Origin of the sequence: Frankia sp. CpI1-P (assembly GCF_001421075.1) — a bacterium.
Lineage (GTDB): Bacteria > Actinomycetota > Actinomycetes > Frankiales > Frankiaceae > Frankia > Frankia torreyi.
This window is the reverse complement of record NZ_LJJX01000010.1, coordinates 126,376-149,340: the sequence shown is the minus strand read 5'-3', so window position 1 is coordinate 149,340 and position 22,965 is coordinate 126,376. Positions and strand designations below refer to the sequence as shown.

Genomic DNA, 22,965 nt, shown 5'->3' with positions numbered 1-22,965 from the left:
CATGCGCAACCTTCAGGAGTGCACCGAGCAGGTGATCCGCGACGGCGTCCCCGGCGACCTCATCGAGACCGGGGTGTGGCGGGGCGGGGCCTGCATCCTGATGCGCGGGGTGCTGGCGGCCTACGGGGTCGACGACCGCACGGTCTGGGTCGCCGACTCGTTCGCCGGGTTGCCGGTGCCCGACCCGCGCTACGCGGCCGACACCGGCGACCGCCACCACGAGCACTCCGCCCTCGCCGTCTCCATCGACCAGGTACGGGAGAACTTCCGCCGCTACGGCCTGCTCGACGACCAGGTCCGCTTCCTGCCGGGATGGTTCCGCGACACGCTGCCCGGCGCGCCGATCGAACGCCTGGCGGTGCTGCGCCTGGACGGTGACATGTACGAGAGCACCATCGACGCGCTCGGCGCGCTGTATCCGAAGCTGTCCCCCGGCGGCTACTGCATCATCGACGACTACGGGGCGGTTCCCGGTTGCCGGGCGGCCGTGGAGGACTACCGGGCCGCCCACGGCGTGTCCGAGCCGATCATCCAGGTCGACTGGACGGGCGTGTACTGGCGCCGGGGCAACGCGCCCCGTCCGGCATGAGCACCACCGGCTGGCCCCGCCCCGCCACCCGGCCGATCGGACCCGGTGAGGCTGGCGGAGCGGGTGGGGCGGGTGGGGCGGGCGAGCAGCGTCGGCCATGGACGGTGCTGATGGTCTGCACTGGCAATCTCTGCCGCTCGCCGCTGGCCGAGCACCTCGCCGCAGTCCGGTTCCGCGCGACGCCCGGCGCGGCGCCCGTGTTCCACAGCGCCGGGGTGTGCGCGGAGCCGGCCGCGCCGATGCACCCCCATGCCGCGGCGCTGCTGCGCGCGCGGGATGTGGACCCCGGGGCGTTCCGCGCCCGGCCGCTGACCGCGGAGCTGATCGGCGCCAGTGACCTGGTCCTGTGCGCGACCCGGCGGCACCGCTCGGCGGTGGTCGCCCTCGCGCCGCGCGCCCTGCGCCGGACCTTCACCGTGCGCGAGTTCGGCCGGTTGACCTCCGGGGTGCGCCCCGCGGACCTCCCACCGGGTGAGCCGCGGCTGGCCGGGGAGTACCTGACCGCGGCCGCCTGGCGGGTCCGTGCCTCGGGCCGCATCGTGCCGGCGTCGATCGACGACCTGGCCGATCCGCTCGAGGGCGGTCGGGACGAGTTCGAGACCTGCGCCCGGATGATCGACGAGGCGCTGTCGGGTCCACTGGCGTTGCTCGCTGGCGCCTGCCACGCCCAGCCGGCCGGATGGGCNACGGCGACGGCGACGGCGACGGCGACGGGATGAGGGTTCTCATCGCGCAGCGCTGGGCCGACGGCTTCCTCGACGAGACCCCGACGGCCGGGCAGGCACGCATCCGCCCGTCCGTCTGGATCACCCTGGTCCCGGTGGACGACCAGTTCTTCGTGCGGTCGGGCGGCTCCCGGGCGTTGGCCGCCTACACCCGCGAGTTCGGGGCTCGGGCGGTGGCCCGCAAGACCGCCAGCCGGCTGCGGGAACGCGACCGCAACCGGCGGTACGTGGGGGTCGGGCTGGGCACGGTCGAACCGGGCCCGTCCCCGGCGGGCGAGCCCCCGGCGGAGGAGCCCTCGGCGGGCGTCCCGGCGGCCGGCTCGCCCGTGGCCTTCGTCGCGCCCTGTCACCCGGCGTGCATGGAGCGAGTCGTCCTGCACCGCGACCTGATCCGCCCGGTCCACCCGGCAGGCGTCCCCCGGCCGGCCGGGCCCGGTGCCCGGCCGGGCCGGGCCACGATCGTCCACCGGGCCCGACCGGCGAGCCCGCCGCCGGCGGTCGACGACGCGCTGGTCGGCTGGTCGCCGATGGCGGGGATCGCGCTGGACCCGGCGGCCGTCGACCGACTCGTGGCGTGGCTCGCGGTCGAGTGGCGCGGGGCCAGGCCGGACGACCGGCTGCTCACCGGCGCCAGCCCGATCGCGTCCAGCACGCGGCGGCGCCCGGCGCCCGGTGCCGGCCGGCCCACCGCGGCCCTGTTCGGGCTCGGCCACTACGCCAAGACCCAGATCGTCCCGCACATCGGCGAGCACCTCGACCTCATCCGGGTGCATGAGCTCGATCCCGTGCAGATCGGCGTCCGGCGCACCGACCGGTGGTCGTGGGACACCTCGCCGCTGCCGGCCGACGACGACCAGGCGGACGTCCTGCTGATCGCCGGCTACCACCACACCCACGCACCGCTGGCCCGCGCGGCGCTGCGCCGCGGCTCGGCGGCCGTCGTCGAGAAACCCGTGGTCACCACCGAGGAGGACCTCGAGGAGCTGGCGAAGCTCATCGACGGCGGCGGGCGCCTGTTCGCCTGCTTCCAGCGCCGCCACTCGCCGATCAACGCCTGGCTACGTGAGGATCTCCGCCTCGGCGAGGCCCGCGAGCCGATGGTCTACAGCGCGGTGGTGTACGAGGAGCCGCTGCCCGCTCGGCACTGGTACCGCTGGCCGGCCTCGCGCACCCGGCTGGTGAGCAACGGCTGCCACTGGATCGACCACTTCCTGTGGCTCAACGACTTCGCGCCGGTGCGCCGTGCCACGGTCACCTCCGCCCGCACAGGCACCTTCACCGTGTACGTCGAGCTCGTGAACGACGCGATCCTCGCACTCGTGCTGACCAGCGCCGGCGGCAGCCGCTACGGCCTGCGCGAGCACACCGAGCTGCGCGCCAACGGGGTGACGGCGACCATCGTCGACGGCGCCCGCTACACCGCCGAGGCCGGCTCCCGGATCCTGCGCCGTCGCCGGGTCAACCGGCTCGACAGCTACCCGGCGATGTATCGCGGGATCTGCGAGCGGCTCGTCGCGGGGGCGCCGGGCGACGACGCGCGGGAGATCAGGGCGGTCGCCGAGCTGACGCTGCGGCTGGACGCGGCGGCGACCCGGCAGGGGTCGGGTTCCTGAACTCAGGAGGCCGCGAGGTCGGTCTGCACCCGGTAGCCGGTCGCCCGCCAGGCCGTGGCGGGCGCCGGGGTGCCGCGCAGGCCGGCCGGCCACTGGCCCGGCCGCGGCGTGCCCGCGCCGGCCGACGGCGGTGCCGACAGCGCCGGGATGGCCACAGCGGCACCCCCCGGCACCCTGCCGGCGCCGACCAGGGCGGCGCCCGCCGACGTCCCGGCGTCGGCGGGGACGGCGAGCCGGGCGGCCCACTCACGCAGCCACCCGACGACCCGGTCGCCCGTCATCGGCCCGGCGACGAAGAAGCCCTGCACCTCGTCGCACTGCCAGTCGGCCAGTGCCTGCCAGGACCGTTGGGTCTCCACCCCCTCGGCGACGATGCGCAGCCGCAGCGCATGGGCGAGCGAGACCGTGGAGCGCACGATCTCGACCGCCGCGGGGTCACGGTCGAGATCACGCAGGAACGTACGGTCCAGCTTCACCTCGTCCGCCGGCAGTTCGCGCAGGTAGGTCAGCGAGCAGAAGCCGGTGCCGTAGTCGTCCAGGCTGACCCGCACGCCCAGGCTGCGCAGACCCGCCAGCGTGCGGCGGGCCGCCTCCCGGGCCTCGATGAGGCTGTCCTCGGTGACCTCGACGACCAGCGCCGACGGCGGGAGCCGGTGGCGGCCGAGCGCCGCGCGGACCACGCCGACGAAGGCGCGGTCGACGATGACCGACGCCGGCACGTTGACCGAGACCGTCAGCGGTGCCCCCCCGGCGTGCCAGCCCGCGCAGGCGGCCAGCGCCTGGTCGAGGACGTGCATGGTGAGTTTCGGCATCAGCCCCGCCCGGTCGAGCTCGGCAAGGAACACGTCGGGCGGCCGCACCCCGTCGACCGGATGGCGCCAGCGCACGAGCGCCTCGACCCCGCTGATCCGGCCGCTGCGCAGGTCGGCCTTCGGCTGGTAGCTCAGTTCGAGCTGGCCGCGGTCCAGCGCCTGGCGAACCTCGGCCCGCAGCAGCAGGCGCGCCCGGTTGATCGGGGGATGCGCCCGGATGTAGACCGCCTGCCCGCACCGGGACCGCTTCGCGGCGTGCATCGCCTCCTCGGCGTGGCGGAACAGCTCCAGCGCCGTCCGGCCATGCTCGGGGGAGCAGGCGATCCCGATGCTCGCGTCGGGCCGGACCGGGGTGCCGGCGAGCAGGACCGGCAGTTCGAGCGCCTCCCGCAGGACGGCCGCGAGCCGCTCGGCGCTCTCGACCCCGCCGCCGCGCAGCAGCACCGCGAAGGCGTCGCCGTCGACCCGCGCGAGCGGGGTCGAGCCGGGCAGGGCAGCGAGCAGCCGCCGGCCCACGGTGACGATCAGCCGGTCGCCCTGCTCGTGGCCGAGGGCACCGTTGACGTCGCGCATCCGGTCGAGGTCGAGGAGCAGGACCGCGACCGGCGTCACGGCGCGCGCCCGGTGGCCGCCGCCCAGGCTGCGGCCGACCGCGTCGAGGAAGTGCCGGCGGTCGGCGAGCCCGGTCAGCTCGTCTCCGGCCCAGCGCCGCCGCCCCCGCCAGTAGCCCCCTCCGGTGCCGCCGCGGGCGCGTCCCCTGCCGGACCGCACCGCGGGGACGAGGACCGCGGGGACGAGGACCGCGGCGAACGCGGCGAGGGAGATCGCGGCCGCGCCGACGCGACCCCCGGCGCCGGATAAGGCCGGCGGGCGCACGAATCCGACCACGAGCGCCAGCACGATCAGCACGGCGAGGACGGCCACCGCCGGGCGGGCGACGCCGCGGCCGCCCCGGCCGGGCGGGCGGCGTGACGATCCGCGACCGCCCGGTCTCCACGCCACGCCGCCGAGGCGGAGCACCGAACCACGCCGTATCCGATCCGGCCATTTCATTGAATTCCCCCGAAGCCGATCCCGCAATGCCCTTGCGCCGCTCTCCGGACCGGCTGTGGCTGACCCACTCGCCGCCACCTCCACCGGCCCATCCGGCCCCACGCCCACGCCGATCTCCGCGCTATCCGAGCGTAACGCCGCCCAGTTCGCAGGGTATCCGATGCCCGACTTTCCGGTGGCATCGGCTCAGCCGTCCGGTGCCCCCGGCCCGCTCCCGCAACCATCGGGTCCTAATGCCCGGGAAGGCGTTGCCGAATTCCACTCCGTTACCCGATGGGACCAGGCCGTCGCCATTTCGACTAATCCGCTGGTCCGGCGACGGACGAGCGGGGGCCGGCGGCCCGCCGCCGTCGAGTCGACGCCCATCAGTCACCCAGTGTGACTCGACCGTTCGGCAACACCGTCTCCACCGCAGGGAAGACCACGAACATCAGCAAGGCCACGATGGCAAGCACCGCAATGACTGCCAGGGTCAACCGGAGCCGGGGCGGACCNGGCAGGTGACGGTAGAACCACGCGTACATCGCTCACTCTCCCCTGAGCGCCGGGGGCACCCCGGCGGACTTCACGGTGGTGTCGACCAGCTCGCCGTACACGATCAGTCGATGGCTCGCCGAGAACTTCGGATGACAGGTGGTCAGGGTGATCAGGTCCTTGGCCGGCGCCACTCCCGGTCGCTTGGGGACCGGATAGGTGACATCCACCCGGTTCGGCGTCACGACCTCGGAGCCGGTGACCCGGTAGGTGTAGTAACGGTCCCGGACCTCGACGACAAGGGGATCGCCAACCTTCAATTCATCGAGACGACTAAACGGTTTTCCATACGTCGTCCGATGCCCCGAAACGACGAAGTTGCCGAGCTGACCGGGCATGGCCGTACCCGGAATATGGCCTGGTCCGCGCCGCAGGTCGGCGGCGGCGACCCCCTCCACGACGACCGGAGAATAGTCCCGACCGAATCGCGGCACCCGCAGGATCGCCAGACCGTCGCCGAGATCGACCGGCGGCGGCGGAGCCGGCCGCACCCGATCGCCGGCGGGCGCCCGCGGTGCCGGTGGCCGTCGCCAGGCCTGGTCAAGCTGGTGGTGCAGGCGATCCTGGGTCCGCCCGGCGAACAGGTCGGTGACCCACAGCTGGTAGGCGAGGAACAACGCGACGACGATCCCGGCAGTGATCAGTAGCTCGCCGAACCCACGGGCCAGCCGGCCGGCGAGCATCCGCCGCCACCCGGCGGCGGGAGCGCTCTCGCCGCCGGACGCCGGGTCCTCGACGAGCACCGTGGGCGCGTCGGCCGCCGGAACGGCCGGCCGACCGGGTCCGGGTATCCCGCCCGTCGCCGGACCGCTCGACGCGGTTCCCTGCTCGTCTTCGGCCGCCGGGACCGAGGATGCTCCAGCCACACCATCACCCTAAGGCATCGTTCAACTACTTCTAGCAATCTATTCGGGAGATCGATCGGGCGCCACACCTCCGCCGCAGCGGGCCTACACCTCCACCTTGCATTACACCGTGACACGATTATGCTACTCTCTGCATCCAGTCGGTGGCATCGTCGCGCGGCCGCCAGGACTCACGCTCCGCTCGACCGAGGCAGGGGGCCCGATGAAGACCGTGGCGGTCATCGTCCACTGGGGCCCGCACCAGCCCACGGTCGAACTCGCGGAACGCCTGGACGCAAGCCCGTCGATCGCCCAGGTCACCATCGTGGCCAACGACGGTTCGACCCGGCCGGCGGAGCTGGCGACCTCCGTGGCGTGGATCCTGCCGCCGCGCAACCTCGGCTTCGGCGGCGGTTTCCAGCTCGCCGTCCGGGACTATCCGGCGGCGGGCGCCTACCTGCTGGTCAACAACGACATCCGGATCGACGAGGCGACGATCCGGGCGTGTCTGGACCTGCTGACCGGCACCAACATCGGGGTCGTCGCCCCCACCCTCATCAACGGGGANGGCCTGCAGTCCGGCTCGGCGCGGCTGAGTCCGGTCCTCGTCGCACCACGGGCCNGGCGCCCCCCCGACGACCGGCCCTGCGAGGCGGACTGGGTCACCGGCGCGGTGATGTTCATCAAGGCCGAATGCCTGCGACGGGTCCCGTTCGACGGCCGGTACTTCCTCGGCTTCGAGGACGTCGACTTCTGCTACCGGGTCCGGGAGGCCGGGTGGAGCGTCGTGCTCAGCCCGCACCGGGCCTGGCATACCGGCAGCACCATGATCCCCCACCGCGGCAACGCCTACTACATCGTGCGCAACCGGCTGTGGTTCACCCGCATCCGCGGCTGGCGGCTGCGCACGACGCTGGTCGCCGCCGTCACCGCGGCCGTTGTCCTACCCCGCAGTGTGGTGCTGGACGTGGCGCGCGGGCGGGGACTCGAGACGACAGCGCTGGTCCGCCACGGCCTGATCGACGGCCTCGGCCCCCTGCCGCCCCCCGGCGACCCGAGGGCCGACGAGCCGCGCGCGGCCCACTGGACGGCACGGCGATAGCCCCGGACCGTACGTCCCCCGCGCCACCCGACCGTCGCGCACCCCGGACGGTCGGCCCCGCTGCGCCGACCGACTGCAGGTCGCCGGTGGCAGACGTGGCTTGCCGGTCCCGCTCTCACGGCCGCCGGGACGGTGTCCGTGGGCCGGCCCCGGCCTCGGCGCCGACCCGCCCGATGACCGCCGGCGGCCGGGACGACCCCGGACTCTGCGCCGGCACGACCACGGGTGCGCTTTCGGGCGTGCCGAGCTCGACGCCGGCGGCGGGAGCGGGGGCGGGGGTGGCGAGGAACAGTGCCTGCCACGCGAACATGTTCGGCCACCGGGCGAGAACACGGTGGTCGGCACCGCGCGTCAGCCCGCGCGGCAGCACCTCGCGGCTGCGCCACCACGGCAGGCCGCCGGTCGTCGCGTGGGCGACGAGGCGCAAGCCGTTGTCCGCCAGCAGACGCCGCGCCGAGTCCACCGTGTAGAAGCGCAGGTGGGTGGCGTCCATGAGCCCGGTTTCGGTGTACTCGAAGCGCCCGAGCAGAAACTGCGCGCGCTGCCGGTAGTGCAGCACGTTGGGCAGCGCCACCAGGATGCGCCCGGCCGGATCGACGACCCGGCGGGCCTCGGCCAGCAGCGGCGCGGGCTCGGCCAGGTGTTCCAGGATGTGGGAGAGCAGGACGAGCTGGTAGCTGCCGTCCGGCGCGAAGGACAGCCCGTCGTTGAGATCGGCAAGTTCAACCTGTTCGCACTCCACGCCCGCGGCCGCCCGCTCCGAGGGGTCGATCGTCACACCGGTGACGCGCCAGCCCCGGGCCCGCAGCAGCCGGGCGTTGTCCCCCGCCCCGCAGCCGCAGTCGAGCGCCCGCCCCGGTCGGATGTCGATCAGATCGAGCAGGTCGGAATTGCCGCCATTGCGATACCGCAGATCGAGTTCCATGTACGACTCCCTTCGCGCCGGCACGGCACGCGTCCTCGACCTCAGAGACAAGGCCCGATGTTTACATAGAGTAATGCCATCGTGACGCATAATCGTCGACCTCGCGCCGGGACCACCGTCGGCCCCGTGTCGGCCGCAAAGGAGCCTCCGCTGGAATCGGGCATACGTGCGTCGGACCGGCCGCGAGCACCCTCCCCACGCCGGTCGCCGCGCGCCCGAGCGGGTCCCCGACACCCTTCCCGCCTCGCGCGAAGGCCACTGCAAGTATGTGGATCAATCCCCAAGGTGCCGATGACACGGCACTCAACGCGGATCGAACACCTGGCGAGAGATTAGCATCACCTTCTGTGCCGCTTCCTCGCCGATTTCCTGCCCTCTCCCCCGCACCCGCACCCGACCAGCCCACGCGCGTGCTGCTGCTGACCGTCTCGCGCGGGCTCGGCGGCGGCATCGAGCGTTACCTCACCACCGTCGAGGAGACGCTGCGGGCCGGCGGGGCGGACCTGCTACGGATCGACATGCTGGGACCGGGGGTCGAGCTGACCGCCGCCGCCCGCGCCCGTTTCACCCTGCGAGCGCTCGACCAGGCCCGGCGCTTCGGCCCCGCGGACAGCGTCGTCGCCGGCCATGCCAACCTCATCCCGGTCGCCGCCGCCGCCCTGCGGTTGACCCGGGCCCGTTTCGGCCCGGTCCTGTTCTACGGCACCGACATCTGGGGCATGCGCGCCACCGACCGGGCGATCCTGCGGGTCGACCCCCTGCTGCACCCGGTCACGATCAGTTCCTACAGCGCGGGGGCGCTGTCCACCGTGGGCCTTGCCCCCATCCTGCCGCCCGGCATCTCCCCGGCCTGGCGGGCGATGCTGCTCGCCGAGGCGAGCCGGCGACGGCCGCTACCTCCGGTCCCCACCATGCTCAGCGTGTTCCGGCTCGCGGACTGGGCGGGCAAGGGCGCTGCGGTGCTGATGGAGGCGGTACGCTCCGTCCGGCAGACCCTGGGCCCGGTCCGGCTGGTGCTGGCCGGCCAGGGCCCGGCTCCGGGCGCGCTGCACGAGCTGGTGTCCGCGGATCCCGACACCGAGCTGTACGAGTCTCCGACTGACGAGGACCTCGCCCGGTTCTACGCCACCGCCGACCTGTTCGCCCTGTGCACCCGCACCCGACCGCGCGGGCCGGCGGCCAGCGGCGAGGGCTACGGCATCGTGCTGTTGGAGGCCCAGCTCGCCGGGTGCGCCGTGGTCGGCCCGGCCTCCGGCGGCAGCCACGACGCCTACCAGGACGGTGTCACCGGCTCCACGCCCGTCGACGAGTCCGCCGAGGCCCTCGCCGACGTGCTGCGCGCCATGCTCGCCGACCGGGCGCGCCTCGCCCGCATCGGGCGGCGCGCCGCCGAATGGGCGGCGGCAGCCACCCGGCCGGACGACTACGTCCGGCTCGTGTTCACCGCCCTGACCGGGCGTCCCCCCGCCGACCTCGGCGGGGCCGAGCTTCCCCACCAGCCGGCGGACGCCCCGCACGGCAGGACCCGCGCCGGCGCACCCTCGCACTCGGGAGCATGACGAAGATCATGGCCGACTGCGCCGACACCCGCATCGGCGGCGCGAAACGCCTGCTGCACGAGTCCGATTTCTACCTGCGGGACCGCCGGCTGCCCGAGCTCCGGGTGATCGGGCGCGACCGCGTCCGCCGCGGCGGATCCAGGCCGCTCAGCAGACGCAGCTCGCTCAGCGGGTCGGGTCGGGTCGCTCAACGGGTCGGGTCGGTGTTCGCCGGCGCCGGACCGATGGGCTCCAGATCGAACGGCTCCAGATCGAACGGCTCGACGGGCGTCGCCTGGACCGGCACCGTGAGCCCGCGCGACGGCGTCGCCACGGACGCCGCGGCCACGTCAAGGCGCCGGGCGACCAGCAGATGCTGACCGGCGACGTCGTCGTCGACATCGACGAACGAGGCCACCGCCACGAGATCCAGCTCGCCGAATCCGGCCGCCGTCACGAGTCGGCGCACCTGGTCGGCGCTGCGGCCGAAGCAGTTCAGCGCGAACCGGCGCTTCAGCCGGCCCGCCAGCTCGCGCTCGGCGCGCCACTGCGCCTCGGTCTGCCAGCGGGGGTCGTCGACGACCACGTGCGCGAGCAGCCGGCCGCCGGGGCGCAGCGCGGCGTGCCAGCCACGCAGTGCGTGCGCGAACACCTCGTCGGTGAGGTGCTGCACGACCGCGACGGAGTAGACGACGTCGACGTCACGGCCACCGCGGATGAACTCGTCGACGGTGAGGTAGTCCAGGTTAGGGGCCGGGTTCAACACCCGCGCGCAGGCGAGCGCGCCACGGGAGACGTCGACCGCGGTCACCGAGTGGACCCGCGGCGCCACGGCCGCGGCCAGGTAGCCGGGGCCGCAGCCGACGTCGAGGACATCGTCGTCCGCATGCAGGTAACGGCCGAGCACCTCGTCGGCAAGCACCTGCCGGGTGTGCCGGATGCGCTCGGCCACCGCGTGACGGTCATGCTCGCCGGGCTGGAAGTAGTGCGGGCTCCAGGCCAGCAGGCGCAGCGCGACCGCCGGGCGCCGCCCAGCCGGAGTCACGGCCAGCAGCGCAGGCACCCATCGAGCGCCGAGGAAGTTCTGCGCACCGGCTGTCGCCACGGCGAATCCCGCCAGCGGGCGTAGCCGGCATGCGACGGCGGATCCCCTGGCAGCCATGCTCGCCATCCTCTCGGCCGGACAGACGGCACCGAGTGTGCCGCCGCGCACCGGGCCGACGAGCGTCGATGGACAGCAGCCACCGAGGATCAGGACACCGACACTAGCCAAGAGTAATATTGTCGCCACTCATGGTCAACGACCCGAGTAACCACTCAGGCGCGTCTACTCCAGGTAGTCGCGCAGCTTCTGCGAACGCGACGGGTGGCGAAGCTTCGACAGCGTCTTGGACTCGATCTGCCGGATGCGCTCGCGGGTGACGCCGAACTCGCGCCCGACCTCCTCCAGCGTGCGGGGATGGCCGTCGGTGAGCCCGAAGCGGAGCTGGATGACCTTCTTCTCCCGGTCGGAGAGGGTGTGTAGGACCGAGTCGAGCTGCTCCTGCAGGAGGATGAAGCTCGCCGCGTCGACCGGGACGACGGCGTCGCAGTCCTCGATGAAGTCGCCGAGGTGGGAGTCCTCCTCCTCACCGATGGGCGTCTCCAGCGAGACCGGCTCCTGGGAGACCTTGAGAATCTCCCGGACCTTGTCCGGGGTGAGGTCCATCTCCTTGGCGATCTCCTCCGGGCTCGGCTCGCGGCCGAGGTCCTGAAGGAGCTGCCGCTGGATGCGGATCAGCTTGTTGATGGTCTCGACCATGTGTACCGGGATGCGGATCGTGCGCGCCTGGTCGGCGATGGCACGGGTGATCGCCTGCCGGATCCACCAGGTGGCGTAGGTCGAGAACTTGTAGCCCTTGGTGTAGTCGAACTTCTCGACCGCGCGGATCAGGCCGAGGTTGCCCTCCTGGATGAGGTCCAGGAACAGCATGCCGCGACCGACATAGCGCTTGGCGATCGAGACGACGAGGCGCAGGTTCGCCTCGACCAGCTTGCGCTTGGCGATCTGCCCGTCGCGCTCGATGGCCTCGAGATCCCGCCGCATCTGCGGGGAGGTCTTCTTCGTCGCCACCGCGAGCTTCTCGGAGGCGAACAGCCCGGCCTCGATCCGCTTGGCGAGGTCGACCTCCTCCTCGGCGGTGAGCAGCGGGACCTTGCCGATCTCCTTGAGGTACATGCGCACCGGGTCGGAGGTCGGCGCCTTGAGCGCGAGCTCCTCCTCCTCGCGGCGCCGGCGGGCGAGCAGATCGGCCTCGTCGGGGTTCTCNCCCCCCGCCTCGAGTACCTCGATGCCCTCGTCGTTGAGCACCTGCAGCACCGTCTCGGCCTGCTCCGGNGGCAGCTCCGCAGCCTGGATGGCGACCGTGACGTCCTCGGTGGTGAGGAAACCGATCTCCTTGCCCCGGGTGATGAGGTCCTTGACCTCGTCCACCTGGGCTTCGCGGGGTAGGACGGTAGGACTCATGGGCGGAATCTCGTCACTTCCTTCTCGGGATCGACCCAGGTTACGCGGCACCTACGCCCCGCTCCCGGAGTTGATGCTTGTGCTGTTCCAAAGCGATCAGCTCACCGTAGGCACGGTTGAAGGCCTCGGCGTCGGCCACCGGGTTAAGCCGCTGCACTCGCGACTTCAGGTCGGTGATCCGACGTGTCACATGCAACTCCTGTACGNGTGACATCTGTTCGTCGACATAACGATCATCCACATCGTGGTCGCAGAGCACCCTTTCCACGGCGAGGGCGGTGACGAAACGTCGCAGCCCCTCCTCCGTCGCCGCCGCGGACAGCTCCGTCGCCCACGCGGCGACGTCGCCGGTCCTCGCCAGCCCCCCGTCCACCCCACCGAGACCCGCGATGAGCTCACGGACGGCACGGTGCGCGGGAACAGTGAACATCTCCGGGGCCAGCGTGTCGAACATCGGCCCTGCAAGTCCCGGAAACTGGACCNCGAGTTTGAGCGCCTCACGCTCCACGATGACGACCGGGTCGGTCGCGGCGGGCTCCCGGCGGCCCACCGCCGACGCGACGGCGGCGGACCGGCCGCCCGTCTGCTGCTCCCGGTGCTCGGCGACCCGGCGCGCCACGAACCGCTCGTCGAGGAAGCCCAGCCAGCGGTCCAGGTTCACCGCGTGGCGGTGGCGCAGACCGGCGTCCTTGATCCGGTTGATCAGCGGGGCCGCGGCGTCCAGGGCGGCGAGGCGTCCCTCGGTGGTATCGAGGTCGTAGCGGGCGAGCACCCCGCGGATCGCGAACTCCACCAGCGGGACGCGGCGGGCGACCAGCTCGCGCACGGCGGCGTCACCGCCGCGCATCCACAGCTCGCATGGGTCGAGCCCGGCGGGTTCCACCGCGACGAACGTCTGGGTGGCAAAGCGCTCCTCGTGCTCGAACGCCCGCAGGGCCGCCTTCTGACCGGCGGCGTCACCGTCGAAGGTGAAGATCACCTCGCCGCGGCGCTCGTCGGAGTCCATGAGCAGCCGGCGCACGACCCCGACGTGTTCCGGGCCGAAGGCGGTGCCACAGGTCGCCACAGCCGTGGTGACCCCGGCGAGGTGACAGGCCATCACGTCGGTGTAGCCTTCGACCACCACGACCTGGTATCGCCGGGCGATGTCGCGGCGGGCCAGCTCCGCCCCGTAGAGCAGGCTCGCCTTCTTGAACAGCGGTGTCTCGGGCGTGTTGAGGTACTTCGGACCGGCGTTCGGCGAACCGTCCTCGGCGAGGCGGCGCCCGCCGAAGCCGACCACCTCACCGGCGAGGTCGCGGATCGGCCACATGAGCCGGTGGTGGAACCGATCGATCAGGCCCCCGCGGGCTCCCTGTTTGGACAGCCCCCCGAGCACGAGCTCCTCGCCGGTGAAGCGGCGCGACAGCAGGTGGCGGGTGAGCGTGTCCCAGCCGGTCGGGGCGTAGCCGACGCCGAAGCGCTGCGCCGCTGTGAGATCGAAGCCCCGGGCGGTGAGGAAGTCCCAGCCGGCGCGGGCCGAGGGGTGACCGCCGAGCTGCTCGGCGTAGAACTCGGCCGCGATCCGGTGCGCCTCCAGCAACCGCTGGCGCTGGCTGGACACGGTCCGGTCGGTGGTGCCACCGCCCTCGAAGGTCAGCGTGACCCCGGCGCGCCGGGCCAGCCGCTCGGCGGCCTCCCGGAAACTCAGCCCGTCGATCTCGCGGACGAAGGAGTAGACGTCGCCGCCCTGCTGGCAGCCGAAGCAGTGGAACAGGCCGGTGGCCACGTTGACGTAGAAGGAGGGTGACTTCTCCTCGTGGAACGGGCACAGCCCGACCAGCTCGTTGCGCCCCGCNGGGCGCAACTGGACGTGTTCGGAGACGACGTCCGCGATCGGCGAGCGCTCCCGGACCAGGGCGACGTCGGCGTCACGGATTCGTCCGGCCNCCCGTCCCTCCCCTCGTCCGTGTCGGGCGAGAGGTACCTCGCCCGGGGCAGAACGCCCGCCAGTAGTGCGCCATCCCGTTCCCGCGTAGCCGATCATCACGGCACCGTCGCCGTGCCCCCGGCCGATGTCGGCGGTGAAGGCGGCCGCGACGCCGCTCACATCGGTCCTACCGGTGCGATGGTACGTGTCGTAAGCACGACAGTACCGATCATGCCACGGGAATGTTGAGGACAATGGCCGCCACCTGCATCCCGGGCCGGAAGAGCGGACTCGCGNCCGGCCGCGGCAACCCTCCCTCCGACGGGGGAGACGCCCCTACCCCGGGTGGGGACGGGTTCGTTCCCTCCGCCGGGGGTGCGATGATCACCCGCGTGGGGGACCCCGCACCGCCCCGCGCCGCGCGCCGGCCGACACGGCGCCACCCGCAGCCGCCGCGGGCGGGCGCCGACCGGCGATCGGGCCGCTCAGAGCACACGGTGCACCGGCTGCCCGCGCAGCGCGGCGTGGCGCCGCTCGGCGCTCGCGTCGGTCAGCCGGGCCACCTGGTCGACGACCACCCGCAGCCGGGCGGCGTCGTCCGGGGCCGCCTCGAAACGGGCGCGCAACGACGGGTCCAGTGATCGCGGCGCACCGCGCAGCAACAGCTCCACGAGTTCGGCGACGACCTCCCGCTGCCGGGCCTGCCGGGTCCGCGCGCCCGGCCGCTCCATGACGTACCACGCGGTGACCCCCTTGAGGGCGGCGCATTCCGCCACCGTGGCGGAATCCACCGCCAGGTCCGCGCCGTAGCGCCACAGCGGACCCTCGGGATGGCGTTCCCGCGTGGCCCGCACCGCCGCCCGGGAGAACCGCGCGATCAGCTCGCTCGTCATCGCCCGCAGCGCCGCCTGACCGCGGGCCGACGTGATCTCCGAACGGATCCACCAGGGTTGGGCACGCAGCGTGTCCAGAGCCGCCGACACCGCCGCCGCCGAGGCGCCCGGATAGCGCTGCGCGGTGGCGACCGCCAGCTCCTCGCGGTGCCCCGGATCGTCGAGCGCGGCGAGCTCGATGTGGCCGCCGACGACCCCGTCCTCGAGATCGTGGACCGAGTAGGCGACATCGTCGGCCCAGTCCATGATCTGGGTCTCGAAGCACCGCCGCCCCGGCGGGGCGCCCGCGCGCACCCACTCCAGCACGGGCAGGTCGTCGTCGTACGCGCCGAACTTGCCGGCGTGCTCCGGCGGGGCGTCCTGGCGCGCCCACGGGTACTTGGTCGCGGCGTCCAGGCTCGCGCGCGTCAGGTTCAGCCCCGCACTGCGCCCCTCGTCATCAACGATCTTGACCTCCAGTCTCGTCAGCTCCCGCAGGCTCTGCGCATTGCCCTCGAACCCGCCGCAGGCCGCCGCCGCCTCGTCCAGCGCCAGCTCACCGTTGTGCCCGAAAGGGGGATGTCCGAGGTCGTGTGCGAGGCACGCCGCATCGACGAGGTCCGCATCGGCTCCCAGCTCCGCCGCGAGTTCCCGCCCCACCTGGGCGGTCTCGAGCGAGTGGGTGAGCCGAGTACGCGGGAAATCGTCGTCGAGCGGGCCTACGACCTGCGTCTTTCCCGCCAGCCNGCGCAGCGCGCTGGAGTGCAGCACCCGCGCCCGGTCCCGGGCGAACGGGGGCCGCGGCTGCGGTGTAGCCTTCGGGCGTTCCGAGACCCGACGGACCGTATCCGAAGCGTCATACCACTCACCGACCACGAGGTTGAGCGTATCGGCGCGATTCGGGGACCTCGGCCGATCGCAGCGACGATACTTTGTGCGCACCCTTCCCAATCGGCCCGGAGGCCCGCCGTGGACAAGATCATCAAGTATGGCGCGATCGCGTTCGTTATCTTCTTCGTGGTGACCGCACCGAACAGTGCGGCCAGCATCATCGACCGCGTGTTCGGATGGTTGCAGTCATGGGCCGACGGGGTGTCCACGTTCGTCACCGACACCGCTCTGTAATGCCCGCCCAGGCGGCCCTGATGTCTGGGACACTGCGGACGTGGTGAGACTTCAGCTCCCGGATCCGGCCCAGCGCGACACCAAGTACCTGGCGTCGCAGGAACGCCTGGTGATGATGGTGCGGCTGCACTGGGCCGTCCTGCTCCCCGTCTTCCTCCAGACCCTGGGTGCGGTGCTGCTCGCCCTGGTGGCGAACATCCTGTTCGCCGCGCAGGACGTCGACGCGGGCTTCATCACCACACTGTTGTGGTACTTCGCGCTCTTTATGATCTTGCGGATGCTCTGGAAGGTCGCCGACTGGCAGTTCGATCATCTGATGATCACCGACAAGCGGCTGCTGAAGGTGTCGGGGATCTTCTTCCGCAAGGTCCAGACGATGCCACTGTCCAAGATCACCGATCTGACCTACAACCGGGATCCGCTAGGCCGGCTGCTCGGTTACGGCGAGTTCGTGGTCGAGTCCGCTGGTCAGGACCAGGCACTATCCAAGATCCAGTTCCTGCCGCGACCGGACCGGCTCTACCTCACCCTGGTCGACATGACCTTCGGTGGGGCGCCGTCGCCGGCCGGCGACGACTGACGCCGGCGGCACGGATCTCACCCGCGGGGGACGACGCGGGGGTGGCCGCGTAGCCGGGACTGNCGGGCGTGTGACGGCGCCGAGCCCTGGTGGCGCGGCCACGGGCGTAACGATGGCAGCGGGGCCGGGAGGACGTCGTCCTCCCGGCCCCGCTGCCGTCTCGCACTTTCGGCGGTCCTCCCCGGCGGCGCCGCGCGCCGCCGGGGAGGCCGTCAGCGCAGCAGGTCTCGGGCCGCCTCGACGATGTGCTTCGCCGAGATGCCGGCGGCGTCGAGCAGCTCCTCGGGCGTGCCGGAACCGGGCAGCGAGCGCACCGCGAGGTGCCGGACGGACAGCGGCAGCCCGCTGTCGTCCAGCGCCCCGAGCACGGCGCTGGCCAGGCCGCCCTCCGGGTAGTGGTCCTCAGCGACGACGATGCGCCCGCCGGTGGCCCGGGCGGCGTCGAGCAGGGTCGCGGCGTCGACCGGCTTGACCGAGTACAGGTCGATCACCCGGGCGGCGACTCCCTCCGCGGCGAGCGTGTCGGCGGCGGCCAGGGCCTCGTGCAGGGTGACACCGGCACCGATGAGCGTGACGGTGTCGCCGTCCGAACGGCGCAGCACCTTGGAGCCCCCGGGGGCGAACGGCTCGTCCGGGCCGTAGAGCACCGGGTAGGCGCCCCGGGTGGTACGCAGGTAGCTCACCCCGGACAGGTCGGCCATCGCCGCGACGAGCTTGGCGGCGGACGTCGCGTCGCTCGGGTAGAGCACCGTCGACCCGCCGACGGCCCGCATCATCGCCAGGTCCTCCAGCGCCATCTGCGACGGACCGTCCGCGCCGATCTCCACCCCGGCGTGGCTGCCGGACAGCCGGATGTCGNCCTGGGAGATCGCCGCCATCCGGATGAAGTCGTAGGCGCGGGAGAAGAAGGCGGCGAAGGTGGAGGCGAACGGCACGTAGCCGCGCACCGACAGGCCGACCGCCGCCGCGACGAGCTGCTGCTCGGCGATGAAGATCTCGAAGAACCGGTCCGGGTACGCCTTGGCGAAGTCCTCGGAGTAGGTCGAGTTGCTCACCTCGGCGTCGAGGGCGACGACGTCGGTACGCGCCCCGAGAGCGGCCAGCGCCTGCCCGTAGGCCCGACGGGTCGCGACCTTGGCCCCGAGCTCGTAGCTGGGCAGGGTGATCGCCGGCCGGCTGATCGGCTCCGGGCGCGGGAAGTCCGGCCCCGGCACCGGGCCGCGGATGCGCAGGTTGCGCTCGCCGCCGAGCTCGGCGATGGCGCGCTCGGCCATGTCCGCCGGGAAGGGCTTGCCGTGCCAGCCTTCCTTGTCCGACGTCTCCGAGAAGCCGGCGCCCTTGTGGGTGCGGGCGAGGATGACGGTCGGCCGGGTCGCGTCCTCGGCCCCGGCGAGCGCCTCGTCGATCGCGGCGATGTCGTGGCCGTCGACGACGACCGCCCGCGCGCCGAACGACTNGACCCGCCTGGCGTAGGTGTCGAGATCCCAGCCGAGCTCGGTGGGGCCACGCTGGCCGAGCCGGTTGACGTCGACGATCGCGATCAGGTTCGACAGGTTGTAGTAGGAGGCCTTGTCCAGCGCCTCCCAGACCGACCCCTCCGCCATCTCGCTGTCACCGCAGATCACCCAGACGCGGTAGGGCACCTTGTCCAGGTACTTCCCGGCGAGCGCCACCCCCACGCCGTCGGGCAGGCCCTGCCCGAGCGAACCGGTGGCGACGTCGACCCAGGGCAGGATCGGGGTGGGGTGGCCCTGCAGCCGCTCGCCGAAGCGGCGGTAGCCGTTGATGAGCTCCTCGTCGCTGACGACCCCGACCGCCTTGAAGATCGAGTAGATCAGCGGGGAGGCGTGGCCCTTGGAGAAGATGAGGTGGTCGTTCGCCGGGTCCTCGGGGTTGTCCCAGTCATAGCGCAGGTGCCGGGCCACGAGGGCGGCCAGCACGTCCGCGGCGGACATGGAAGAGGTGGGGTGCCCGGAGCCGGCCGAGGTGCTGCTGCGCACCGAGTCGACCCGCAGCTGCTGCGCGAGTTCCCGGACTGTCTCCAGATCGGCCGTCCCGACCGCACTCTCGGATACGGGAGTTGCCACACCAGTCTCCTTAGGAAGTCGTTACACTCGCGGAAGGTGATTTCCGGGGTGTTGTCGCACGCGTCGGGTGGCCGCCTCCGCCGCCTTGCGTCACTGCCGCTTGTCGCACTACCCTCTCACCCGGCGATCCGAACCGTACCAGCGCNGGTGACCACCGAAGAGGGTCGAACGCGCTGCGGGTAGGTCACATCGGTGAATCGTCCGATTTGGCCCGGCCAGCTGCCGCGCGCCCCTGGCCGTCCCGCCGCTGCCCACCGCCGCCCGCCCGCGCGAGGCCACCGCGCCGGCGGCCGCCCACGCGCCGGAAGGTGCCGAGCCGGTCGGTGCCGGAGGCGGGCCTGTCCGCGCCCGAATCGACAACTCTCGCGACGGCCGCGCGGGAGCGGTCTCGGGGAGCACCCTGCCGCCCCGGCCGCCCCTGCGGCCCCTGCGCACCCCGGCTGCCGCTGCGCACCCCGGCCGCCCCTGCGCACCCCGGCCGCCCCTGCCCACCGCGGCGGCGGGCCGTCGCGGCCCGGGCTCAGACCGCCCGCGTGGTCGCCGAGGGCGGCGAGGCCCGGTGGAAGAGCTGATACCAGCGGTAGCCGATGCCCTCGCGAATGATGTAGCGGGCCTTGGTGTCGAAGCCGTGGACGGCCGGGCCGCGGGTCACCGGCGACGTGGTCGCGTCCAGCCCGAGGTCGCGCGCCATCGTCCGGGACCGCAGGCTGTGCGGGGGATCGGTGACCAGGACCGTCGACCGCCAGTGCCGGGTGTTCATGACCCCCGCGACCGCGGTCAGCGAGCCGAGGGTGTCCGAGCCCTCCGGGACGACGATCACCCGATCGGCCGGAACTCCCCGGCGGCGCAGGTACGCGGCGCCGGCCTCGGCCTCGGTGTAGCGATCGCCGGGCTGCTTGCCACCGATCGTGATCACGTTGGGTGCGACGCCCTGCCGGTAGAGCTCCAGCGCGTGGTCGAGGCGGGCGGCGAAGACCGCCGAGGGACGCCCGTCGTACTGCGAGGCTCCGAGGACGACCAGGGTGTCGGAGGCGGGCCGGTGATCCTCCCGGCCCACCCACCACACCTGAACGAACGTGACCACGGTGAGGATCACGACGGCGGCGACGACCGCGGCCACAGCCCGGATCGCCCACCGCCACCAGGGCACCTGGTACCAGGTCGCGCGGAACGGATGGACGGCGAGGCTAGGACGGGACAGACCCACGCGATGGAACAGTAGCCCCCCGTGGCGGGCTATCCGACACAGCGCGGCCTATGCGCCCGTTTGTCCTGGTTCTTTCGCGGGTGACCGGACGGCGGCCGGACCGTGCCCGCCGGACCGGCCGGTCACCCGGCCCGAGCAGCGCCGGTCCGGTCCTCGGCGCCGAGGTCAGTGCCCGGCGGGCAGCGAGCCGAGCGCCTCCCAGTCCAGGGTTCCCGCGGTGAGATCCCGGATCCGGGCGAGCAGTCCGAGCCGAGCCGCCCGGACCGCCGGATCGGGGTCCATCACCATCAGCGCGTCGAAGAACCCGTCGATCGCGGCCGGCAGCTCCCCCGCCGCAGCGACGAGCTCGCCGAGCGGGACGAACGCCGGGTACGCCGACGCCCTCGAGCCGGCCGGAACGTTTGCCACGACCGGACCGTCGGCCACGGCCGGAGCGGGCGAACCTGCTCGCGCGCCGAGGCGCTCCGTCAGTGCGGTGACCACGGTCAGAAGCCGGGCGGCGGCCGGCTCGGTGAGCCGCTCGCCGTCGAGGACGGCGGGGGCGTCAGCCGGAACGATGCGGCGCACCCGCTGCAGCGCAGCCGCCAGGGCGGCGAACACGGCCGGATCGGCCGTCGTCGCAGGCGTCGTCGTCGCAGGCGTCGTCGTGGCGGTGGCCGGTTCGCCGGCATTGGCCAGCGCCGCCCCGATGGGCACCGCGATCAGCCCGCGCAGCGTCGCCAGGGTGGTCGCCGCGCGCGCCGGGGTGCCGGTGAGCGGGGCGACCGCGCCGACCAGGCGGTGGTCGACCCCGCTGTCGAGGAGCTGCTGGGTGTAGCGGCCGCGGAGGAACGCCTCGGCCGCGGCGAGCGCCTGCCCGGACACCGGCACGGGGGTGAGCCGGGCGGCCCGGGCGAGGACGTCGGCGACGGCAAGGCCGGCGAGCTCGGGCCGGCTACCGAGGATCGCGGCGGCACCCAGCGCAGCCCGGCGCAGCCCGAACGGGTCGGAGCTGCCGGTCGGCGCGGCGTCCAGAGCGAACAGCCCGACGAGCAGGTCGAGCCGGTCGGCGAGGGNGAGCAGCGATCCGGAGACGGTGGCGGGCAGGTCGTCGCCCGCCCGGCGCGGCAGCTCCATCTCGTAGAGCGCGGTGGCGACGGCCTCGGGCTCACCGGCCCGACGGGCGTATTCCCGGGCCATCGTGCCGGCGAGGCTGGACAGCTCGACCACCATCTGGGTCGCCAGGTCGAACTTGGCGAGCGTGGCCGCCCGATCCAGGGTCGCCCGGTCGTCGGCGCCGAGGCCGATCTCGTCGCCGAGCGCGCGGGCCAGCGTCCCGATCCGGTCCGCCCGGTCGGCGACCGAACCGAGCCGCTGTTCGAAGGTGAGCTTCGCGAGCCCGGCGCGGAAGGTCTCCAACGGCACCTTGACGTCGGCGTCGTAGAAGAAGGCGGCGTCGGTGAACCGGGCCCGGATGACGTCCTCGTTGCCGGCGCGCACGAGCGCGTCGTCGATCTGCCCGTCGGCGACGGCGATGAAGGCCGGCAGCAGCCGCCCCGCGGCGTCACGCACGGGCAGGTACCGCTGGTGCTTGCGCATGACGGTGGTGAGGATCTCCGCGGGCAGCTCCAGGAACCGCGCCTCGAAGGCGCCCAGCAGCGGCCGCGGGAACTCGACGAGGTTCGTCACCTCGGCCAGGGTGTCGGCGTCGGCATCGGGATCGATGTGGCCGCCGGTGTCCGCGGTGAGCTTGGCGGCCTCCTCCACGACGAGGTCGCGACGCACCGCCGGGTCGAGCAGGATCGAGCGGGCGGCGAGCAGCTCCGGGTAGCCGTCGGCGCTGGCCACCTCGATCGGCGGCGATCCCGCCCGCCGGTGGCCCAGGGTGGTCCGCCCGGCGGCGAGGGTGGACACCGCGACCGGCACCACCGTCTCCCCGAACAGGGCGACCAGCCAGCGCACCGGGCGGCTGAAGGACAGCTCCGGGTCGTTCCAGCGCATGTTGCGCTCCGCGCGCAGCCCGGCGACGAGCTCGCCGAGGACGTCGGCCAGCACGTCGGTGGCGTCCCGGCCGGCCTCGGTGCGGACCAGGGCGACATGCTCGACGTCGCGGTGGGTGACGATCTGGAGATCCGCCGGGTCCGCGCCCTGCCCGCGGGCGAAACCGACCGCGGCCTTCGTCGGCGCACCGGCGCTGTCGTAGGCGGCCGCGACCCGCGGGCCGCGCACCACCCGCTCGACGTCCGGTTCGCGCGGGGCCACGTCCTCGACGATCGCGACGATCCGGCGGGGAGTGCCCTGCACGCGGATCTCGCCGTGGGTGAGCCGGGTGGCGGCCAGCCGGTCGAGCAGGCCGGCGCGCACCACCGCCACCGTGCGGGTCACCTCGGCCGCGGGCAGCTCCTCCGTGCCGATCTCGAACAGCAGGGTCGCCGGCTCGCGCACCGGGGTGGACACGGCGACCGGCACGGCCGCCGGGGGCGGGCTCGCCACGCCGAGCGGGTGGCCGAGCTCCTCGCGGCGGTCCCGCCACAGGGCGGCGACCTCGCGGGACAGCCCGCGCATCTGGGCGAAGGAGGTCGCCCGCTCGGTGGTCGACACGGCTCCGCGCGAGTCGAGGATGTTGAACGCGTGCGAGCACTTCAGGACGTAGGAGTGCGCCGGAACGGGCAGGCGGGCGTCGACGAGCCGCCGGGCCTCGGCGGCGTAGTCGGCGTAGAGGCGGCGCACGGTGTCGATGTCGGCGTCGTCGAGGTAGTACCGCGACATCTCGTACTCGGCCTNGCCGAACACCTCGCCGTAGGAGATGCCCGGCGCGTAGGCGAGCTCGCTGAAGTGGCGGACCCCCTGCAGCGCCATGAGGATGCGTTCCATGCCGTAGGTGATCTCGACGCTGATCGTGTCGAGCGTCTGGCCGCCGGCCTGCTGGAAATAGGTGAACTGGGTGATCTCCAGCCCGTCGAG

Annotated in this window: 12 protein-coding genes and 14 pseudogenes; 6 read left to right on the top strand and 20 right to left on the bottom strand. The window is 73.0% G+C overall.

Translation table 11 applies throughout. From position 1 onward, the window contains the following. The 3 genes and pseudogenes from FF86_RS09465 to FF86_RS09455 form a co-directional block, all read left to right on the top strand. Positions 1 to 589, top strand: a 589-nt coding sequence (locus tag FF86_RS09465; RefSeq protein WP_242418442.1) for a TylF/MycF family methyltransferase, incomplete at its 5' end; no start/stop codon positions are given. Continuing rightward, positions 586 to 1,274 (top strand): annotated as a pseudogene (locus FF86_RS09460) (hypothetical protein); the annotation flags it as partial. The gene FF86_RS09465 and the pseudogene FF86_RS09460, both read left to right, overlap by 4 nt. A 30-nt stretch (positions 1,275 to 1,304) precedes the next feature. Continuing rightward, positions 1,305 to 2,927 (top strand): Gfo/Idh/MocA family oxidoreductase, encoded by a 1,623-nt coding sequence (locus FF86_RS09455; RefSeq protein WP_044883072.1) that lies wholly within the window; start codon positions 1,305 to 1,307, stop codon positions 2,925 to 2,927. A 2-nt stretch (positions 2,928 to 2,929) separates the two neighbouring features. On the opposite strand, the gene FF86_RS09450 is transcribed toward FF86_RS09455, so the two are convergent. From FF86_RS09450 to FF86_RS09435, 3 genes are all read right to left on the bottom strand, one after another. Continuing rightward, positions 2,930 to 4,759, bottom strand: coding sequence for a putative bifunctional diguanylate cyclase/phosphodiesterase (locus FF86_RS09450; protein WP_370657160.1), 1,830 nt, complete (start codon positions 4,757 to 4,759; stop codon positions 2,930 to 2,932). Positions 4,760 to 5,319: 560 nt separating this feature from the next. Further along, entirely contained in the window at positions 5,320 to 6,192 is an 873-nt protein-coding gene (locus FF86_RS09445; protein ID WP_095212091.1) for a class E sortase, read from the bottom strand. 1,196 nt (positions 6,193 to 7,388) lie between these two features. Further along, entirely contained in the window at positions 7,389 to 8,198 is an 810-nt protein-coding gene (locus tag FF86_RS09435; protein WP_044883012.1) for a bifunctional 2-polyprenyl-6-hydroxyphenol methylase/3-demethylubiquinol 3-O-methyltransferase UbiG, read from the bottom strand. Positions 8,199 to 8,545: 347 nt separating this feature from the next. Here FF86_RS09435 and FF86_RS09430 point away from each other — a divergent pair, with 347 nt between their 5' ends. Continuing rightward, the gene (locus tag FF86_RS09430; RefSeq protein ID WP_044883011.1) at positions 8,546 to 9,757 is read left to right on the top strand and encodes a glycosyltransferase family 4 protein; all 1,212 of its coding nucleotides are present in this window, start codon (positions 8,546 to 8,548) and stop codon (positions 9,755 to 9,757) included. 187 nt (positions 9,758 to 9,944) lie between these two features. Here FF86_RS09430 and FF86_RS09425 read toward each other — a convergent pair whose 3' ends face one another. The 10 genes and pseudogenes from FF86_RS09425 to FF86_RS44450 form a co-directional block, all read right to left on the bottom strand. Further along, positions 9,945 to 10,898 carry a bifunctional 2-polyprenyl-6-hydroxyphenol methylase/3-demethylubiquinol 3-O-methyltransferase UbiG gene (locus FF86_RS09425; protein ID WP_044883070.1) on the bottom strand — a complete coding sequence of 318 codons (954 nt, stop codon included), beginning with the start codon at positions 10,896 to 10,898 and terminating at the stop codon, positions 9,945 to 9,947. 165 nt (positions 10,899 to 11,063) lie between these two features. Beyond that, positions 11,064 to 12,044: pseudogene (locus FF86_RS09420) on the bottom strand (RNA polymerase sigma factor); the annotation flags it as partial. 1 nt (position 12,045) lies between these two features. Further along, positions 12,046 to 12,113: pseudogene (locus FF86_RS44475) on the bottom strand (hypothetical protein); the annotation flags it as partial. Between the two features lies 1 nt (position 12,114). Then, on the bottom strand, positions 12,115 to 12,242 hold a 128-nt coding region (locus FF86_RS44470; RefSeq protein WP_304438117.1), incomplete at its 3' end, for an RNA polymerase sigma factor region1.1 domain-containing protein. Positions 12,243 to 12,282: 40 nt separating this feature from the next. Continuing rightward, positions 12,283 to 12,448 (bottom strand): annotated as a pseudogene (locus FF86_RS44465) (hypothetical protein); the annotation flags it as partial. Position 12,449: 1 nt separating this feature from the next. Continuing rightward, a pseudogene (locus FF86_RS44460) lies at positions 12,450 to 12,724 on the bottom strand (DNA primase); the annotation flags it as partial. 1 nt (position 12,725) lies between these two features. Next, positions 12,726 to 14,079, bottom strand: a pseudogene (gene dnaG / locus FF86_RS44455) (DNA primase); the annotation flags it as partial. 1 nt (position 14,080) lies between these two features. Then, positions 14,081 to 14,170 (bottom strand): annotated as a pseudogene (locus FF86_RS62100) (hypothetical protein); the annotation flags it as partial. A gap of 466 nt (positions 14,171 to 14,636) precedes the next feature. Further along, positions 14,637 to 15,769: pseudogene (locus FF86_RS09410) on the bottom strand (deoxyguanosinetriphosphate triphosphohydrolase); the annotation flags it as partial. A gap of 1 nt (position 15,770) precedes the next feature. Further along, positions 15,771 to 15,965: pseudogene (locus FF86_RS44450) on the bottom strand (deoxyguanosinetriphosphate triphosphohydrolase); the annotation flags it as partial. Between the two features lie 27 nt (positions 15,966 to 15,992). On the opposite strand from FF86_RS44450, the gene FF86_RS34695 reads away from it, so the two are divergent. Both FF86_RS34695 and FF86_RS09405 read left to right on the top strand, forming a co-directional pair. Beyond that, complete coding sequence (locus tag FF86_RS34695) at positions 15,993 to 16,148, top strand: hypothetical protein (protein WP_173402683.1); 156 nt, start codon at positions 15,993 to 15,995, stop codon at positions 16,146 to 16,148. 40 nt (positions 16,149 to 16,188) lie between these two features. Then, complete coding sequence (locus tag FF86_RS09405) at positions 16,189 to 16,728, top strand: PH domain-containing protein (protein ID WP_009739724.1); 540 nt, start codon at positions 16,189 to 16,191, stop codon at positions 16,726 to 16,728. A gap of 212 nt (positions 16,729 to 16,940) precedes the next feature. On the opposite strand, the pseudogene FF86_RS44445 reads toward FF86_RS09405, so the two are convergent. From FF86_RS44445 to FF86_RS44420, 7 genes and pseudogenes are all read right to left on the bottom strand, one after another. Then, positions 16,941 to 17,586: pseudogene (locus FF86_RS44445) on the bottom strand (transketolase C-terminal domain-containing protein); the annotation flags it as partial. A gap of 1 nt (position 17,587) precedes the next feature. Then, a pseudogene (locus FF86_RS44440) lies at positions 17,588 to 18,184 on the bottom strand (transketolase); the annotation flags it as partial. Between the two features lies 1 nt (position 18,185). Then, on the bottom strand, positions 18,186 to 18,815 hold a 630-nt coding region (locus FF86_RS44435; protein WP_304438115.1), incomplete at its 3' end, for a 1-deoxy-D-xylulose-5-phosphate synthase N-terminal domain-containing protein. A gap of 520 nt (positions 18,816 to 19,335) precedes the next feature. Next, entirely contained in the window at positions 19,336 to 20,022 is a 687-nt protein-coding gene (locus tag FF86_RS09395) for a YdcF family protein (RefSeq protein WP_044883007.1), read from the bottom strand. A gap of 165 nt (positions 20,023 to 20,187) precedes the next feature. Next, a pseudogene (locus tag FF86_RS44430) lies at positions 20,188 to 21,077 on the bottom strand (glycine--tRNA ligase subunit beta); the annotation flags it as partial. A 1-nt stretch (position 21,078) separates the two neighbouring features. Further along, positions 21,079 to 22,784, bottom strand: a pseudogene (glyS, locus tag FF86_RS44425) (glycine--tRNA ligase subunit beta); the annotation flags it as partial. Position 22,785: 1 nt separating this feature from the next. Continuing rightward, positions 22,786 to 22,965, bottom strand: a pseudogene (locus tag FF86_RS44420) (glycine--tRNA ligase subunit alpha); the annotation flags it as partial.